The sequence below is a fragment of the Bifidobacterium sp. ESL1118 genome (assembly GCF_058505595.1).
Map to the genome: position 1 here is coordinate 144,310 of NZ_CP196371.1, position 18,245 is coordinate 162,554.

Below are 18,245 nucleotides of genomic sequence, written 5' to 3' on the forward strand. Positions count from 1 at the left end.
ACCTCACTTGTTGTGCGGCTGGCCGGTGGAGGCCATCGTTCCGCCGTCCACGTTGAGCACGGTGCCGGTGATGTATGCGGCATCCGGTGAGGCGAGGAACAGCACTGCGGGTGCGATGTCGTCGGGGTGGCCAGGGCGGGCAAGGGCGATGCGGTTGGTGAACTTGGCAAGCTCCTCGGGGCTCTGCGCCACGCCTGCGGTCATGTCGGTCTGGGTGAATGCCGGGGCCACCGCATTGATGCGTACGCCGCGCTCGCCGTAGTCCAGCGCCAGCGACTTGACGAAGCCGACGATGGCGTGCTTCGAGGCGTTGTAGATGGACTGGCCCCAGTCGCCCGCGAGCCCGGAGACCGAAGCGGTGGCGATGAGCGAGCCTTTCGTCTTGGTGAGTTCGGGCAGCGAGGCCTGGGCCAGGTGGAAGAAGCCGTCGATGTTGGTGTTTCGCAAGGCCTCCCACTGGGTTTCGGAAATCTGCTCGAAGTCGCCACTGGCGTAGGCGGCCGCGTTGGAGACCACTACGTCGAGCTGGCCGAACTTGGCGATGACCTGGCGCACTAGGTCGTCCGCACCCTCGGGCTTGGCGATGTCGTTGACCACGGTGAACGTGCGCTCGGCGGGGTAGCCGCTCACGGTTTGCTCCAGCGGTTCGGCTCGACGGCCGGAGACCGCCACGTTCGCGCCGTTGCTCAGGAACGCCTGTGCGATGGCGCGGCCGATGCCGGTGCCGCCGCCGGTGACGAGCACGGTCTTGCCTTCGAATGGGTAGGTGTTGTATGTCATGCGATTGCTCCTTTGGTTGGATATGTTGAATATGGTTGATGATGTCAAGTAGTTGGCTCAAATGAACGGTTTCTATCAGTTTTCGTTCTCTTTTGAGCCAACTTGGCGTGAAGGTTCCTGCTACTTGCCGGTACCGCCTTCCATAGGGCTGAGCGTGGTGCGGTAGCTGTTGACCTTGCCGCCGGTGAAACGCATCGCCTCGCTGAAGCCGGTGGTGAGATTGCGCTGCAGGCCCCGCGGAATCTTCAGCTCATCCATTTCGCTGGGCGAAAGGCTGTAACGGATGCTCGCCTCGTCGCCGGTGAGCACTTTGTCGAGCCAGAGCGGCTCGCGGATGAGCTCGCGGCCCATAGCGGCGAAGTCGGCGCCGTCCGCAAGCGTCTCGTCCGCGTCGGCTGGGGTCTCGATGGAACCGACCTCGATGAGCGGCTTTCGGCCGGCCAAGACCTTCACGATCTTGCTGTTCGTCGGCTCGGTGTCGCTCGGGTCGTTGAGTGAGGTGCGTTTGCGGTCGCCCATAGAAATGTGCAGGTAGTCAATCGGTTGGCCGGCGAGCACGTCCACCAGTGCCAGGGTATCGTCGATGCGGATGCCGGGTTCCTCCAGCTCCTCGGGTGAGAGGCGGTAGCCCAGGATGAAGTCGGGGCGTGCGTAGCGATTGATGGTTTCCCGGCAGGCCTTGATGACCGCGAGCGGAAAGCGCATCCGCTTCTCGCGGGTTCCACCCCACTGGTCGGTGCGGCGGTTGGAGTGCGGGGAGAAGAACTGCTGGATGAGGTAGGTGTTCGCCCCGTGAATCTCCACCCCGTCGAAGCCGGCTTCGACGGCGCGGCGGGTGGCCTGGCCAAAGTCGTCGATGAGTTGCTCGATTTCGTCCTTGGTGAGTGCGTGTGGGATTTCTCCGTCGCCGCGGCGGGCTGACACGGCGCTGGCACTGTAAGGCCGGAGGCCGCGCAGGATTTTCGAGTTTGTCTTGCGTCCGGCGCTGAAGATCTGCAGGATGGCCTTGGAGCTCTTGGTCTTGATGGCGTTGGCGACGAGTGCAAGTCCGGGGATGAATCGGTCTTCGGCCACGGACAGCTCGCCTTCGAAGCCTTTGCCGCCGTTGTCCACGTTGGCCACGGCGGTGATGACCAGGCCCGGCCCTGAGCGGTGGCGGTAGTACTCGATTTCGTCATTGCTCACCGACCCGTCGAAGAAGCTTGACATGGTGGTCATCGGAGCCATGACGATGCGGTTGCGAACCGTGGCCCCGTTGGCGAAGGTGAACGGTTTGAGGAATGCGTGGTCGGCAGCTGCGCCGGATTCGGTGCCGTCCGTTGGCGATGTCTGGTTGCGAGCGTTGGCATCGGTGGTGGCTTTTGCGGGGGTTGCGTCGTAGGACCCATCGGATGTTGCGGAGGTTGTGGTCTTGCTCATGAGTTCCTGCTTTCTTTTGTCTGCTCTCGTGCATGGCAGTGTTGATTGATATTATGGCATCTAACAGCCAACGATGTGAGTAGGTACATTTTTGTTCCTAAGGAACATTTCTAGGTGTAACAACGCTTGAGGCATAGTGCAGGGCGATATTTGCGTGTGCACAGTGATTTTCGAAGAATCAGTGGCGCTGGTGTGTCGATATGCTCACAGTGGAATTGATAGCAGCGTATAGGGAGTGGTGCAGCAATGAAGAAGATCTATCATCTGGGTGTCGAGGTGACGCTCGACGTCATCGGCGGCAAGTGGAAGCCGATCATTCTGTGCCACCTTGGCATGGGCACGATGCGTACCGGTGAGCTGCGCCGCCGTATTCCAGAGATTTCGCAGCGCATCCTTACCAAGCAGCTGCGCGAACTTGAGGCCGACGGCATCATCAGTCGGCGCGTCTACAACGAAGTGCCACCGAAGGTGGAATATTCGCTCACCGATGAGGGGCGGAGCCTGCGCGACATTCTCGTGGCGATGAGCGAATGGGGCGAGCGGCGTGCCAAGGCCCGGCAGGCCAAGGGCGAGCCGGTGGAGATAGAGACACACGAGTTCAACGGTTTCAAGCGCATGGGTGAGGAAGATGTCAATGGCATATGCGGCTCCAATGCTAGTTGTATGGCGATGTTTGGCTCATGCTCCTGAATCCCTCCCACAGCTCGCTGAGATTGCCGTTATGGATCCACGCCTTTCCGCCGAAGAACAGATTCGATGTTAGTGGTGCAATGCGGTCCATATAATCCTCTGAAGATATCTGTGAGCTGTCGCTCGAGTGTTGTCCGTTCAAGACGTAGACCCATTCGCCCATTAACGTTACCAGTCCGCCGGTGATGAACTCTAGGGCCGCGCGTGAGGGCATGTCCGGCTGTGGATCTCTCAGGTTGAATACGCGGTATGCAATCTGTTTGAAACCGTCCTGTAGCATTTTTGCGAGTTCGGGTGTGCCATGTGGGCCGGCTACCAGACTCATACGTTTGAATCGGCGGATGAGCCGTGCAGTGTTTGCCTTATCGTCCCCGTCGATGTTTTCGTTTGCTGAGTTGTTGATGAAGATGAGGCCGTTCAGATTGAGTATCTCATGTCTGAGTGCGGTTTTTGCAAGGTCTTTGAGACTTTTGTAGTGGTAATAGAACGTCGGTCGGGTAACAACGGCGTGAGCGCATATGCTTTTCACGGTGATTGCGTGATACGATCGTTGTTGCAGAAGAAGCCAGAAGGCATTTTCCAGGTTAGTTGCAGCATTGGCGTAAGAGGTGAGATTCTTTCGATTCGAGTGTGTCATAATATTCCTTTTGCTATACGGTATATCCGGTTGGCTGCGCTGATAGGAACGTTTTATATTAAAACTGATATTATCAGCAGGATGTCGATTTACGAAACGCAGTTCTTTTTCAAAACTGGTGAATTTGTTAAAACAAAATTTCACTTAAAGTCTAGTAAATTATATAAATAATAATATTATGTTGAATAAATTTGTATTTTTAGTTCTGAAATGATGCTCAAGCAGCTTTTTATCGTTCATCTTTGTCTGTCTATATTTTGTAAGCTACATATTGTGCTGATAGTTGTCAAACGTTTGCTGAAGGAAGGCGATATATCTATGCGAATATCGATGTTGTCATAGAGGATATGAGAAATTTTCAACTAGGCATGTGATTTTGGCAGGGGCTGTTGGTGTTGTGGCTCCTTGAGGGATTGGAGTTATGGCTTCACACCGTTCGACAACGATGCGCACTGATGATGGGCATCGCGACTGAGGTATTGGTGTCAAGCTGAGTGTTGTTGTGTTTCTCGATTCCCGGTTGATTGATGCAGATTAACAAAAATAAGACATTGAATAAGGGTGAATATGAGAAGAAAGAGATTTACCGTTGTCGCGGCATTGCTGGCATTGGCGCTTTTGGGGGCAGGCGGGGAGATTTTGCCCGCGCAGGCCGAAACTTCTGTCTCCGGCGAGATTCCGACTCAAGTATCTGGTTTGCAGCGTTCGTCTTCCGGCAATGGCGACGGCATATCCAACAGAAGTATCGTGGATGAAAGCGTTTCGATTACCAGTAGCTTTGCGCAGAATGCGACGCTTTACAACAACAATGTATTCACCGTCACGACTGTTTTCTCCAACACTGCCGGTGGCACCATCCCGAAGGGGACGACAATTACATATAGAATAGCTAATCCTCAAACGGTTGTCTGGGATTCTTTCTGTTCAGCCGGCTATAACCCCGGCAGCCATTCGTATGGCACGTGCGCGGCCGATGGGCAGCAAGGCACGGTCACCTATACCACCAATGCCGATCTGCCGCTTTCGGGCAATGCAAAAGTTTCGTTCATATTGAATTTTGAGATCGGTGCACCATCTGCCGATACGACTTCAACGTTGAGCGCCAGCGTAAATTCGGTCGCGAAAACCATTTCAGGCGGCACCTCGTTCTCGGTCAAAGCCGGAGGGGGAGTCGGACCTGCTGCTCCAGGCAGGCATGACGATACGATGCTTTGGGGGTATTCGTTTTTGGCAGACGGCAACACCCGCGGTACGTCGCATTTGCCGAGTCCATATGTTGAGAATGCAATCTATACCAGTGGTCAGTTTGTTCCAAACAGTCAAAGCATGTATGGCACTTTTGGCTATGATCTGAACAATCGAAATAATAGTCTCTACAATGACTATACGGGTCGGAAGATAACGTTCACCGCAAGTTCTGATGTTTCACCTGATGATGTCACGCTGGATAAAAATGACATTCTGATAACCGATGCCGCAGGCAACCATTTTCCATCGAATGCCACTAAGTTCTATGGGCTTTCCAATAAGAACATAACCGCCACACAGGATGATCCGCGGACAGTCACTGTTTCATTGCCGGATCACGATCTGTTTTGGTACAACTACTTTGCTCCTGTCATCAAGGTTACGAATCTTGATGCGACATACAACATCAAGGCTTGCTATACCTCGGACTATGCGACGTATCGGCAGACTCCCAGTTGCGCGACGGCGAATAATCTGCGCTTCCAAAACGTTGGCAATACAGGATTCATTCCTAGGATTGAGGCTGGTAACAAAACGTTGAAACTCGGAAGCGATGTGACTGATGTTCAGGCCTGGCTTCTGCACTCGGTGACGGCGTTTGATGTTCAGGATGGTAATATCAGCTCGAAGGTCACCGTTGCCAGCGATGGAGGTCTGGCTCAGGCTTGGACTGCTCACAAGTCGGGAACCTACACCGTGACTTACAGTGTTACCAACAGCTTGGGAGATACGACGACAAAAAGTATTCAGGTCGTCATCTATGGGGATATTGTCGTAACGTATGAGGACGCCACGCATCCTGGCAATAAGATTCATGCGGATGTTCTTCTTTCTGGCTCCGCAGGAGCGGCCTTCACAATCGATCGCCCGGCTTTATTGACGAGTTCGACAGGGAACTGGGAAGGTCAAAAATTCTATTTGGCAAGTGCTCAGCCGGATATTACGAGCGGCACCTACGGTGAGACTAATCAGCCGGACAAAGTCGTATTGTCTTATAAGGCTGACCAGCGTTCGCTTAGGGCGTCTGATTTCACGATGTATGTTGGCGATGCGGCTCCGTCGGTCTCTGATTTCAAGGCGTCTGCCACCGACCGTGATGGTCGTGCCGAGCAGGTGGGTATGGATCTGTCCGGGGCGGACCTCGGCGCCGCCGGCACCTATGACGTGAGGTTCTCGACGGCGGACGGCCAGTCGAGGACGGTGAGGCTCACGGTGAAGGCTGACCAGCGTTCGCTTAGGGCGTCTGATTTCACGATGTATGTTGGCGATGCGGCTCCGTCGGTCTCTGATTTCAAGGCGTCTGCCACCGACCGTGATGGTCGTGCCGAGCAGGTGGGTATGGATCTGTCCGGGGCGGACCTCGGCGCCGCCGGCACCTATGACGTGAGGTTCTCGACGGCGGACGGCCAGTCGAGGACGGTGAGGCTCACGGTGAAGGCTCATGCGACAGTTAATTCGGCACTTGCCGGTAACAGTTCCAATGCGAATAAATTACAGCCTGGATCACGGTCTGGGTTGTCTGAGACTGGAGCGTCTGTGTTGGCGTTCTTCGTCGGCGTAGCGGCGTTGGTTGCTGCTGGTTTGACAGTGCTCAACTTGCGCCGCAAACGTGCCTTTTGATAGGCGTTGACATAGCGGTTGGTCCCGAATCTGATTAATTCGGTGACGCGCTATGATCTGGCTGGGTACGGGAATGATGTCTCTCCCGTACCCAGCCATTTTGTTTTCCATGCGCCTTAGCGATGGTTTTGTTGCAAATCATATATTGCAACGTGATGTTTTGTAAGGAGCATGGCCCACAGCTACTGTGCGGGATTGATTTTCCTATTGTGCGTTAGCGGCTTTCGTGGCCTTGAGCTGGGCGGCGGCGAGGCGTGCACCGCTGCGGAACTCCACGGCGTAGTGGCGGGCGTGATTCTCCAGATAGATCTTGGGGCAGCCGGCCGGGTAACAGATGCGCAGGCTGACATCCATGCCTTCGGGGGTGTCCTTGTATTCCTGCAGTACGTAGTTGAACAGCGCACCATCGGCGATGGTGGCGCTGCCGACTGTGGCGGTGTCGTAATAGGGGTCCATCAGCTCGGTGACGAAGTCCGGTGCCTCGTCGAGTGGCACGAACTTGGGGAAGGTGCGTGTGAGCAGACCGCCCATTGTCTCGATGCTGCCGCCGTCGGGTGAGGGTGTGTAGTGCTCAGGGTGGCCGGCGAACGCAGCTTCCTGGGCTTCCTCGCGGGTCTTGTGATCCTCGGAGAATGGACGCCGCCGAGCAGCTGGCCCAGCATCGGGGTGAACTCCTTGGTGGAGAGTCCTGCGAAGTGCAGTTTCACTTGGATTCGTGAGAACTTGCCATCGGACTCAGCGATGTACTGCTTGATGAGACGGTCTGATTCCTCCACTTGGTCTTTGATGAGGTCGTACATCTGGTCCTCAAGCCGCACGCGCAGGCTGGCGAGGATGCGGCGAGAGGCCTGCAGCTCCATAGGTCGGTGTCGGTGATGCTGCTGCCGAGGGCCTCGCCAGTCACGGTGGCGCTACTGGCGTCGTTGACTGCGTCTGTTGCAAAGTTGCTCATGAATACTTCTTTTATTTGTTTGATACCAAGCCATCGGACCTTGATACCGGCCAGGTTGTGCATCTGGGTGCGCATAACGTTAGACCTCTCTGTAGAGAATGCACATGCTTATTCTATTGAGAAAAGACCGGCGTGTTGCGTTTGGATTTATGGCAAGATTCGTAGCTTTTCGCAATACTTTCAATGATGGGTTTGCCGTCAGGGGCTAGCTGCGACAGTGATGGCTGGTTTGGCTGCTGGTCCTGGTTGCTGGTTCCGACTGCCCTGAGCGAAAGCGACGAATTCGGTTCCGAAACCGTCATTTTCGCTCAGGGCAGTCGGTCGTCTCGTCAGCCCGTGTCCGTCTGCTCGAGAGACGGCAACCGCTAGACTGGATTCAAGTGATATGGGTCAGATGGGGTGGGCTATGAGGAAGAATGCGGCGTGCGGTGTTTTGGCACGGATGCGTACAGGTTCTGTGCAATCGGAACGGTCCGAAGGTGGTGCCGTCGAAGACGCCCCGAGTCGTAGCACTCTTTCCGATGCCACGGTCCGTGAGGCGCAGGAGCTTGCCACCGCCCAGGCGCTTCAATCGGTGCAGAAGAAGGGCGAGGCAGTAGGGCGGCGTCGTACTTCCCCGATCCTTCGTGTGTATGGCGTGATTGTGCTCGCCTTGGCCTTCGCCAATCTGCCTGGAATGATCCGTGACCTGCTCGTTGCCTGGCGCAATATGTCTGACGGAAAGTTGCACCTGGATGTGCTTGACCTGTCGTTCATGCTTTCGGCCATGCTTACGGCCTCGATTATTGCAAACCTTGTGGTTCTTGCTGTTTTTGGAATTTCGCTGCTGCTCGGCCGCCGTCGTCATGCCGCTCGATGGGCCTGGCTGCTCATGGTGCTGACTGCGCTATGGGGGCTACTCACCTTGGCCTTCGATGGCATCGGCACCAATTTGGTGCCACCCATCGTCCAGCTGTTTGTGTTCGGCGTGCTCTCTGCCATTCTTGACCCGACTCTTGCGCAAGAGCGCAGCCTCAAACACAGCCTCAACCGGCTTACGGCTCGTGAAAGTTACGATCGCTTGCTTTCCCGTGGCATGGCCGGCCGCGACCCTTCAGGTAAAGGGTACATTTCGCTGGATGTGTTCAACGTGGTTTGGCTATTCACCATCGCCAGCGTCGTCGGATTGCTGGTGGAGACGGTGTACCGCTTCGTCTGCGGACATCCCTACGAAAGCCGTGCCGGCCTGTTGTGGGGCCCGTTCTCGCCGATCTATGGCTGTGGCGCGGTGATTCTCACTGTATTTCTCAATCGGCTGTGGCGATCGAGCACCATGCTCATTTTCTTCGCCAGTGCGGTGATCGGCGGTGCGTTCGAATACTTCGTTAGCTGGTTTATGCAAACGGCATTCGGCGTGGTGGCCTGGGACTACAGCGGCCAGTGGCTGTCGATCGACGGTCGCACGAGCGGCCTGTACATGGCATTCTGGGGTGTGCTGGGTGTCGTGTGGGTCAAGCTGTTGCTGCCGCGGTTGCTCTGGCTCATCAATGCGATTCCCTGGCGGGTGCGCTACACGCTTACGGCGCTGCTCGTGGTGTTCCTGGCGGTCGACATTGTGATGACGCTGATGGCGTTGGACTGCTGGTACGGCAGGGTGGCCGGGGTCCAGCAAGGTTCCGCCGCCGCGAGGTTCTTCGCGCGCAACTTCGACAATGCCTACATGCAGCACCGTTTCGCCACCATGAGCATCGACCCCGCCCGTACCGGCCGCTTGGGGTAGGTATGGCTGGTAGTCATTTGGATATGACAAGTTGGCCCGAAAGAACGGAAACTGACGAAATATCGTTCTTTTGAGCCAACTTACCAAAGCCTGCTCAAACAAGTTGGCCCGAAAGAACAGATTTCCAATGATTTTCGTTCTTTCGGGCCAACTTGTGGCGCGTGTGCCAGCGCTACGCCCTGCTTGCAGCATGTAGTTCACACAGTCCTCCACCTCGGTGCATTCGAGCGCCTGCTGACTTTGTTGCGGCGTGGAGCCCCGACTATCGCGCCTGTAGGTCAGGCCACTGGTCTGGGAGCAGGGTACTCAAGGGGACGCCCAGTACCTGTGCTATGGCCATGATGTTTTTCAGGCTCGGATTAGCGGGAGTGCCCGGCCTCGACTCGCCCTTTTCAAGTTGTTGGTATGAGAAGCGTGAGATGTTGGCAGTGTAAGCCAGTTGCTCTTGACTGAGGCCGTGGGTCAGACGTTCGCGTTGAATGTTGATTCCAACTTCACGCATGTAATCGGCCCATTCCACGGTGGTCGAATCTTGGTGCATAACGTCAAGATAAGGCTGTCTCCACCGTAGTGTAGCTTTACTTGTAAAGCTTTATAGGTAAAGCAAAATGGCTGGCGAACTGCTGTGCTGGTTGTCTGTCTGGTGTGCTGTAGAAAATCGAGGCAGATAAAAGAAAGAAAGCGTTTGCAAGATAGAACAACATTGAATAAGAACAGAGAAATGAGAGGAGGCAAAGTGAGCGTTTACTGTGATTCGGCGGTAAGAGAGACGTAGGAAGGTCTGCGTCTCAATGTTCATTCAGAGAAGAGAAAATAGAAAGGAAACTTCGATGCCGAAGTTTTGGAAATATACAAAACGTCATGTGTATGGTGCCTGTACGATATTGGCTGTGTTTCTCTGCGCAATAGGCAGCTTGTTGGCCAATGCGGTGCAGACCGATTTCGGCAATGTGACCAAGGAAAATCTGATTATCGAGTCGGATTCCGGTCATCGCTTGGCTATCGATATGCTCAAACCTAAATCCGTGACCAACAAGAACCCTGCGCCTGCAATCGTTTTCGCCCATGGTGGCAATGGCAACAAGGAACGGTTCGATTTTTATCAAGTGGAATGGGCCAGGCGCGGCTTCGTGGTGTTTTCCTTCGACCTGTATGGTCATGGCAGTTCGGAAGTGCTGAACACCACCGATTGGCTGGTCAATGGACGAGGGCTGTACGACACGGTGAGATATGCTTCTCGGCTACCGTTTGTAGATGCTGACGAGATAGCCGTTTCTGGCCAGTCTCGCGGCGGCAACACGGTGCATGAAACCATGGCGCTTGATAACAAGGCCAAGAAACCGTTGATTAAGGCGGCGTTGTACGTCAGCCGTGATGCCATCTACAAGGATGCGGAAACCCAAGGATTCGGATATGTGCCAGGCAAGACCACCTCCGCCCAGGGCGCCTCCCAGAAAAACGGCAAGTACTTCAACTATTATGGCAACCGTGATGTGGGCATTGTGGCAGGTAAGTGGGACCAGTACTCCTTCAAGGAAGTCGATCCGAAGACCAAGAAGATGTTGCCCAACCCCGACTATCTAAAACACGACAACGCCAAATCATTCCTCCATTTTGGTGCCACACCTACTGCATCCACCCCAGACGGCATCAGTGGAAAGTGGTATACGAAGACCATTGATGGTAAGGAGGCCGCGCGTGTGGTCTACCTGCACGACGGCTTCCACACAGCCCAGCTCTATGAGGGTGGGTCGGTCACCTCGGCGGTCGACTTCATGGATAGAGTGTTCAATATGCCGACTTCGCTGAAGCCGACGAATCATCTCTATCAGTGGAAGATTGTCGGTGGGGCGATCGGCTTCTTCGGAATGTTCATGTTCGCCGTCTTCTGTGCACTCTGGCTCTCGCAAAAACATATGTTCCGCGAAACCAACGAAGGCGTGGCGACCATGCGCATCGCCGCTGATTACAAAGGCAGCAAGGCGTGGTCTTGGGGCACGATGATCGTCAACGCCCTACTGGCAGCCGGCAGTACGTTGGCGCTGTACTTCATGAACGCCGATACCCACATTGGCAACTTCTTCAGGCAAGGGCAGCCGTTGTTCTCCGGTCTGATGTGTGCGGTCTCGGCGGTCTTCACTGGTATCGTGACGTTGGTCTGGTATTACTGCTTCGCCAAGCGCAACGGTTTGAGCCTCGATGAGATCGACATCAAGACCTCGTGGCGGAAGCTATGGAAAACGGTTCTGCTGGCGTTGAGTGTGGTGGCCGGCGCGATGATTCTGGTTTGGGGAGCGCAGTACTTCTTCAAGACGAACTATGGGTTCCTCTATTGGTGCATCATTCCGTTCCCGGCCTATAAGATCACGGAGATGCTCAAGCTGCTACCGATCTTCCTTGTGGCGTACGTCATGTCGTCCGTGTTCATCAATTGCCTGAACTACAACACGTCGTTCAGCAAGAACAAGACGGTGAATATGTTCATCATGGCGTTCATGAACGCGGGCGTGCCGATCATCATCTCCATCGTCGGTTGGGGCCGCTTCATGATCACCGGTGTCAACGACATCTTCGGCGCAGCCTATACAAGGGTCATCGACGGCATTTTCCAGACGATTTTCATGCTGTTTGTCACGCCTATCACCGCGCGCAAGATCTATGAGAAAACTAAGAACCCATATCTTGGCGGCATCATCAACGCCTTCCTCGCACTCGCGATTGCCTGCGTGAACTCACAGATCGCATTCCCGGCCTGAACTGAGGGTGGATGTGAAGCGGTAGAGGCTGCACGCATATAAAATCTGGCTCTAAGCGGCAAATCCACATCTGAAAATGCCATTTTGAGCCAGATTTTGCCCACTAGGCGTTCAATGTGCACTTTTCTGCCGGATTGTTCGAGCGCGAAATCAAGAATGGCGGAATTCCAACGCTTTTGATTTGCATCTTGTCGGTTTGCTGCGGGTAAAGTGCACACTGAACGAAATCGAGTGAAAATGATCCTCACCAGGCAGTGGCGAGAAGGAATTCATCGATATCTAACTGTCGCACTGTGTTATTCTAAATTAAATTTAACTGTCGTATTCTGTGGTTTTCAACGATATTTAACTGTCGTATTGTGTTATACTGTAGTAAATTAACCCTGAATTTCAACGTTTCTGGAGTCGGCAAGCGTGAGTACTCTATTCAAAAGAAAGGCCTACGACAAGTTGTTGCGTTGGAAGCGGGAGAGCAACGGATCCAGTGCGATGCTCATTGAGGGAGCAAGGCGTGTAGGCAAAAGTACGCTTGTACAGGCATTCGGCCGCCGAGAATATGCCGCGTATCTGCTGCTTGACTTTTCGCAGGTCGCGCAAGAGGTCAAGGAGCTGTTTCACACGCAGCGCGGGGATCTGAACACGTTTTTCAGATATCTTTCGGCGTACTACCCGGAATTCAAACCGGTCCTGCGCAACACATTGATTATTTTCGATGAGGTGCAGCTTTTTCCCGAGGCTCGGCAGTTCATTAAGCAGCTTGTGGCTGACGGGCGCTACGACTATGTGGAAACCGGGTCGTTGATTTCGATTCGCCGGAATGTGCAGGATATTCTGTTGCCTTCTGAAGAGGACGCGATGGACCTCGAACCGCTGGATTTCGAGGAATTTCTGTGGGCGTTGGGCGAGGACGCGCTGGCCAGCTTAATCCGTGAATCATACGAGCAACTCGACCCGCTGCCTGATGCTTTGCACCACAAGGCGGAGCGACTGTTCCGCGAGTATATGCTCGTCGGAGGTATGCCCCAGGCGCTGGAAACGTACCTCGATGCTAATAATTTCCAGGCTGTGGATGTGGCCAAGCGCCGTATTCTGCGCCTGTACTGTAACGACATTGCAAAATATGCGGAAGGTGACGAGAAACGAATCGGGGCTATTTTCGATGCAATTCCCTCGCAGCTTGCCAAGCATGAGAAGCGTTTTACATTGGCTTCGTTGGGTTCGGGAGCAAGGTATGACGCTTACGAAAGCGCATTCTTCTGGCTTGCCGATGCGAGACTGACCAATATGTGCGTGAAATCCAACGACCCGAATGTAGGTCTTGGTCTTAATCTTGAACAGTCGGCGTTCAAATGTTATATGGCGGACACGGGGTTGCTGGTCAGCCATGCATTTGCAGACAATAGTAGCACTTCCGATGAGGTATACCGCAGCATCCTTGCCAACAGGCTGCATGTTAATGAGGGCATGATTGTCGAAAACGTTGTGGCGCAGGAGCTTAAGGCGCACGGTCACAAGTTGCACTACTACTCGCATTACGATACCGATGCGCATAAGAGCGATGTGGAAGTGGACTTTCTCTTGGTTCGCCCATTCGTCGATGCTGTGGGCAAGGATCGCGTGAGCCCCATCGAGGTCAAATCCGCCCAGCGATATCGCGGAACCCCCTCGCTCGACAAGTTCCGCACAATGTTTGGCAAACGCGTGGGTACGGAATATGTTCTTCATCCCAAACCGCTGAAGTGCGAAGGGAATCGGATCTATCTCCCGCTGTATATGGCTGGTTTGCTGTAATTGTTGCCGAAATAGGTGGATGGCGATTTCTTCGATATAAGAAATTGCCATCTATTTTCATAAGTTCTTCTCATATGAAAGAAGAATTCCTAAAAGAATGAAAATTCCTTGTATGAAAGAAACTTTCTGGATTGAGGAACCGGAAAATGATGCTGAAGAAAGTCGGAATTCATTCAGTGGGTACTTTTTCTCCGAAATCGCGTGAGACTGAAAACAGGAATGATGGAATTCCAACGTTTGTGATTTTGGGTTTGTAAGGTTGCTGCGGGAAAAGTACACACTAAACGGAATGAGGCATCTATGGAGATATAAAATTGGCTCAAAGTGACAGTTTCATAGGCGAATTCGTCACTATGAGCCAGTGAAATATAGAAAGTTGGCCCAAAAGAACGAGATCCTTGTCATTTTTGTTCTTTCGGACCAACCTGTGCGCGTGGGCAACGCTCCGCTTACAGCATGCAGCTGACGCAGCCCTCCACTTCGGTGCCTTCGAGCGCCTGCTGGCGGATGCGGATGTAGTAGATGGTCTTGATGCCCTTGCGCCAGGCGTAGATCTGCGCCTTGTTGATGTCGCGCGTGGTGGCCTCGGCGGGGAAGAACAGGGTCAGCGACAGGCCCTGGTCCACGTGCTGGGTGGCCTCGGCGTAGGTGTCGACGATCTTCTTCCAGCCGATTTCGTAGGCATCCTGGAAGTATTCGAGGTTGTCGTTGGTCATGTACGGCGCCGGGTAGTAGACGCGGCCGGTCTTGCCTTCCTTGCGAATCTCGATCTTCGAGGCGATCGGGTGGATCGAGCTTGTGGAGTGGTTGATGTAGGAGATCGAGCCGGTCGGCGGCACGGCCTGCAGATACTCGTTGTAGATGCCGTCCTTCAGGATCTCGTCACGCAGCTGCTCCCAGTCGGAGACGGTGGGGATGTGCACGCCGAAGCGCTCGAACAAAGCCTTCACGGTGTCGGTGCGGGGCTCAAGCGAGCGGCGCCCATCGGTGTACTTGTCGAAGTAGTTGCCGGCTCCCGCTGCCTTGGCGTAGTCGGACTTCTCAAAGCCGGCGAACGCGTGGCCGTGCTCCACGGCCAGCTGGTGCGAGGCCTTGTAGGCGTGGAACGCCACGGTCATGAAGTACATGTCGGTGAAGTCCAGCGCCTCCTCGGACCCGTAATACATGTGCTCGCGGGCCAGGAAGCCGTGCAGGTTCATCTGACCAAGGCCGATGGAGTGGCTCTCCTCGTTGCCGCGCTTGATCGACGGTACGGAGTCGATGTGGGTCTGGTCGGAGACGGAGGTGAGGGCGCGCACCGCGGTCTCCACCGGGTCCGCCAGCCCGCCGTCCATCGCCTTGGCGATGTTGAGCGAGCCCAGGTTGCAGGAAATGTCCTTGCCCACATGGTTGTAGGAGAGGTCGTCGTTGTAGGTCGAGGCCTCCTGCACCTGCAGGATCTCGGAGCAGAGGTTGCTCATGGTCACGCGCCCGTCGATGGGGTTGGCGCGGTTGACGGTGTCTTCGAAGAGGATGTAGGGGTAGCCGGACTCGAACTGCACCTCCGCTAGGGTCATGAAGAACTCGCGGGCGTCGATGTAAGTCTTGTGAATTCGTGAATCGGCGAGCATCTCGTCGTAGTGCTCGGTGACGGAGATGTCGGCGAACGGCTTGCCGTACACGCGCTCCACGTCGTAGGGGGAGAAGAGGGCCATCTTCTCCTTGCGCTTGGCCAGCTCGAAGTCGATGTCGGGGATTACCACGCCGAGGGCCAGGGTCTTCACACGAATCTTCTCGTCGGCGTTCTCGCGCTTGGTGTCGAGGAAGCGCAGGATGTCGGGGTGGTTGGCGTTGAGGTACACGGCTCCGGCGCCTTGGCGTGCGCCCAGCTGGTTGGCGTAGGAGAACGAGTCCTCCAGGAGCTTCATGACGGGCACCACTCCGGAGCTTTGGTTCTCGATGTGCTTGATGGGTGCGCCCTGCTCGCGCAGGTTGGAAAGCAGCAGAGCTACGCCACCACCGCGCTTGGAGAGTTGCAGGGCGGAGTTGATGCCACGGGAGATGGACTCCATGTTGTCTTCGGTGCGTACGAGGAAGCAGCTGACGGGCTCGCCGCGCTGCGCCTTGCCGAGGTTCAGGAAGGTCGGGGTGGCAGGCTGGAAGCGTCCGGAGATGATCTCGTCCACGTACTTGACGGCGGCCTTCTCGTTTCCTGCGGCGAGCTCAAGCGCCACGGCTGCGCATCGCTGCGGGAAGTCCTCGAGGTACTGCTTGCCGTCGAAGGTCTTCAGCGCGTAGGAGCGGTAGAACTTGAACGCGCCCAGGAAGGTCTCGAATTCGAAGCCCAGCGACTCCACGTGCTTGTAGAAGTCGTCGAGGAATTCAGGGGCGTACTGGTCGAAGACGGCCTTGTTGTAGTAGAGATTGTCCTCCAGGTATTTGATGCGCTCGGCGGTGGAGGCGAACTTCATGGTGTTGGGCTCCACGTGGCCCTCGATGTAGGCGCGCTCGGCGTCCACATCGGCGTCGAACTGGATCTGCCCGTTCTCGTCGTAGAGGTTGAGCAGTGCGTTGAGGGAGTGGTAGTCGTGCTCCGGGTCGAAGACGTCGTCCTCGTCCTCGGTCTGGTCCATGCTCAGCGCGGTGTCGCTGATGCTTAGGGTGTTGCTGGCCATAGTCGGCAGTTCCTTTCGGTTGTGTTCAGGGCGTTCCGCTTCAAGGCTTCCCGCTTGGTTTGCTGTTGAAAATATTTGGTTATATCGGTTGGGTGCCCTCTCGCCTTTCCTACCCATGTTCAGTTCAACGTTGGTTGCGTTGCGCAAGGGCTGGCAGGCTTGGGCGTGGTGCGCTGGCTCGCTGCTTTCTTCCGTTTTTGCGGCTGCGCCGCATTGCCGGGAAGGTCTGCAGCTGTTCGCTGCCGTTCATGAGTCAACGGCTTGGCGGTCAATGATTCGGCATTGGTGCGGCGGCCAATCTTACTCTTGGCGAGTCTCGCCCCGTGGCCTTGCGCTGTTCGCGGAAGAAGTCGCGCACGCCCTCGCGCACCTTGCGATGGTCGTCGGGGGTGCCGATGAGCTCGAAGTTGTACATGAACGGCACGTGGCATTTCTTGGAGATGATGTCGCCAGCGGCGCAGAAGGCGCTTGCGAAGTTTCGGTTGCCCGAGGAGATCACGCCGCGGATGAAGCTGCGGTTCTTGTGTTCGTTGAGGAACTTACGGATCTGGGGAAGCAGCGCCTTCTCCATGTTGCCGCCGCCGTAGGTGGGCACGATGAGCACGTACGGTTCGCGCACATGCAGTGGCGCCTCCTTCGGTTTGAGCGGAATGCGGTACACGTTGATGCCTTCGTTCGGGAATCCGCACGCCTCAATGAACCGTGCTGTGTTGCCGGAGATCGAGGAGAAGTAGACCACGGCGCCGATATGCTCGGTGCCGGGAGCAACCGGAGTCTCCGGGGCGCTGGGCGTGGGTGCATCGGCCATATCATTGCCATTGCCGTTCTGCGCTGTGGCGGTATCACTCGCCGTATTGCTGCTGACCTGAGCCTTGCCGCCGATCACTGGTACATTGTCGGTGGCACTGGTGTTGTTGGTGCCGCTTGCGCCGGCAACACCGTTTGCATTGCCGGATGGTTCAGCCTCATTCGTAGCGGTGCCGTTGATTCGAGCATCCTCTGCGTCAAGATTTGCCTCTGCAAATGGATCGGCTGCAGTGACGGCGGCTGTAGCGGCGGTCTCGCGGAAGTGTGAGGCCACCGCGTCTGAAACCGATGAATGCTGTTGTTTCATTGAGCCTTTGTTGCTCATGACTATGCTAACGCCTCTTGCTTTTCCTTAGTGACGCTTCCGGAAGCGGCGTTTGCATTCACTGCGGCGCCGGCGGTTTCGGTGCCGTCGCCCAGTTCCTTGATGAGGTCGGGGCGGTAGCCGCTCCACGAGGCGTTCGGCGTGATGACGATGGGGCTCTGCTTGTAGCCGGCATCGATGAGCTGCTGCAGTGTCTCCGGGTTCTCGGCCAGATTCACGGTCTCGAACTCAAGCCCCTGGCGCCTCATCTGGCGCATGGTGGCCATGCATTGCGGGCAGTGTGGTTTGGTGAATACGGTAACGGTCATGATGCCTCCATCAGCTTGGATTCAACTTGCTTGATGAGTACAGATTACATGCTTGTAGTTCAAAAGAAAACACTGCTTGTAGTAGTGTGTCGCGTTCTGAACTACTAGATATAGTGAAACTGGCAGGCTTAATGGTAACTGCCAGTAGTCATGCGAGACTTGTCCACAGGCCTATCCACATGGGCCAGTGTAGCCTATTTCACACAGTCGTGATACTGGTGCGAACCGGATTCGAGTGCATTTTCGTTCAGTGGGTACTTTTCCCAAGTAATTGGGTGAATCCAAAAAACAGAATGGCGAAATTCCAGTGTTTCAGATTTCGAAATGCCGCCTAAGAGCGAAACGTTCCCTCTGAAATGGCATCGATTGAATTTTGGGTTGTTGGAATGGACGTGTGGGTGTTCCTAAGCGGCGTCAGCAGTTCGATTTATGTGAGTTACCCGTATTTCTTTCAATATAATATGGTGTGTTGCTTATCCTTCTTTCTTACAATGCCGTC

Annotated in this window: 14 protein-coding genes; 5 read left to right on the top strand and 9 right to left on the bottom strand. The window is 55.2% G+C overall.

Annotation, left to right across the window (positions count from 1 at the left end):
* Positions 1-3 precede the first annotated feature (3 nt).
* Both budC and ACSYSS_RS00515 read right to left on the bottom strand, forming a co-directional pair.
* A complete protein-coding gene (gene budC, locus ACSYSS_RS00510; protein ID WP_491703595.1) occupies positions 4-780 on the bottom strand; it encodes a meso-2,3-butanediol dehydrogenase in 777 nt (258 codons plus the stop codon).
* A 120-nt stretch (positions 781-900) separates the two neighbouring features.
* A complete protein-coding gene (locus tag ACSYSS_RS00515; protein WP_491703596.1) occupies positions 901-2,199 on the bottom strand; it encodes an NADH-dependent flavin oxidoreductase in 1,299 nt (432 codons plus the stop codon).
* A gap of 246 nt (positions 2,200-2,445) precedes the next feature.
* Between ACSYSS_RS00515 and ACSYSS_RS00520 the strand changes: the two genes are divergently transcribed.
* Positions 2,446-2,889 (top strand): winged helix-turn-helix transcriptional regulator, encoded by a 444-nt coding sequence (locus tag ACSYSS_RS00520; protein WP_491703597.1) that lies wholly within the window; start codon positions 2,446-2,448, stop codon positions 2,887-2,889.
* Here ACSYSS_RS00520 and ACSYSS_RS00525 read toward each other — a convergent pair.
* Positions 2,855-3,670 carry a TetR/AcrR family transcriptional regulator gene (locus ACSYSS_RS00525; protein WP_491703598.1) on the bottom strand — a complete coding sequence of 272 codons (816 nt, stop codon included), beginning with the start codon at positions 3,668-3,670 and terminating at the stop codon, positions 2,855-2,857. The genes ACSYSS_RS00520 and ACSYSS_RS00525 overlap by 35 nt on opposite strands.
* A 423-nt stretch (positions 3,671-4,093) precedes the next feature.
* On the opposite strand from ACSYSS_RS00525, the gene ACSYSS_RS00530 reads away from it, so the two are divergent.
* Entirely contained in the window at positions 4,094-6,394 is a 2,301-nt protein-coding gene (locus tag ACSYSS_RS00530; RefSeq protein WP_491703599.1) for a hypothetical protein, read from the top strand.
* 204 nt (positions 6,395-6,598) lie between these two features.
* Here the strand turns inward: ACSYSS_RS00530 and ACSYSS_RS00535 are convergent, their stop codons facing one another.
* Positions 6,599-6,925 (bottom strand): hypothetical protein, encoded by a 327-nt coding sequence (locus ACSYSS_RS00535; RefSeq protein WP_491703600.1) that lies wholly within the window; start codon positions 6,923-6,925, stop codon positions 6,599-6,601.
* 172 nt (positions 6,926-7,097) lie between these two features.
* Positions 7,098-7,346 carry a hypothetical protein gene (locus tag ACSYSS_RS00540; protein ID WP_491703601.1) on the bottom strand — a complete coding sequence of 83 codons (249 nt, stop codon included), beginning with the start codon at positions 7,344-7,346 and terminating at the stop codon, positions 7,098-7,100.
* Positions 7,347-7,752: 406 nt separating this feature from the next.
* On the opposite strand from ACSYSS_RS00540, the gene ACSYSS_RS00545 reads away from it, so the two are divergent.
* Positions 7,753-9,105 carry a putative ABC transporter permease gene (locus tag ACSYSS_RS00545; protein ID WP_491703602.1) on the top strand — a complete coding sequence of 451 codons (1,353 nt, stop codon included), beginning with the start codon at positions 7,753-7,755 and terminating at the stop codon, positions 9,103-9,105.
* Between the two features lie 262 nt (positions 9,106-9,367).
* On the opposite strand, the gene ACSYSS_RS00550 is transcribed toward ACSYSS_RS00545, so the two are convergent.
* A complete protein-coding gene (locus ACSYSS_RS00550) occupies positions 9,368-9,646 on the bottom strand; it encodes a helix-turn-helix domain-containing protein (protein WP_491703603.1) in 279 nt (92 codons plus the stop codon).
* Between the two features lie 373 nt (positions 9,647-10,019).
* On the opposite strand from ACSYSS_RS00550, the gene ACSYSS_RS00555 reads away from it, so the two are divergent.
* Positions 10,020-11,861 carry an alpha/beta hydrolase gene (locus ACSYSS_RS00555; RefSeq protein ID WP_491703604.1) on the top strand — a complete coding sequence of 614 codons (1,842 nt, stop codon included), beginning with the start codon at positions 10,020-10,022 and terminating at the stop codon, positions 11,859-11,861.
* Between the two features lie 450 nt (positions 11,862-12,311).
* Entirely contained in the window at positions 12,312-13,652 is a 1,341-nt protein-coding gene (locus ACSYSS_RS00560) for an ATP-binding protein (protein WP_491704300.1), read from the top strand.
* 449 nt (positions 13,653-14,101) lie between these two features.
* Here ACSYSS_RS00560 and nrdE read toward each other — a convergent pair whose 3' ends face one another.
* From nrdE to ACSYSS_RS00575, 3 genes are all read right to left on the bottom strand, one after another.
* The gene (gene nrdE, locus ACSYSS_RS00565) at positions 14,102-16,264 is read right to left on the bottom strand and encodes a class 1b ribonucleoside-diphosphate reductase subunit alpha (protein WP_491704301.1); all 2,163 of its coding nucleotides are present in this window, start codon (positions 16,262-16,264) and stop codon (positions 14,102-14,104) included.
* Positions 16,265-16,574: 310 nt separating this feature from the next.
* The gene (gene nrdI / locus ACSYSS_RS00570; protein ID WP_491704302.1) at positions 16,575-17,114 is read right to left on the bottom strand and encodes a class Ib ribonucleoside-diphosphate reductase assembly flavoprotein NrdI; all 540 of its coding nucleotides are present in this window, start codon (positions 17,112-17,114) and stop codon (positions 16,575-16,577) included.
* A 326-nt stretch (positions 17,115-17,440) separates the two neighbouring features.
* Positions 17,441-17,746 carry a glutaredoxin domain-containing protein gene (locus ACSYSS_RS00575; protein ID WP_491703605.1) on the bottom strand — a complete coding sequence of 102 codons (306 nt, stop codon included), beginning with the start codon at positions 17,744-17,746 and terminating at the stop codon, positions 17,441-17,443.
* Between the last annotated feature and the right edge of the window lie 499 nt (positions 17,747-18,245).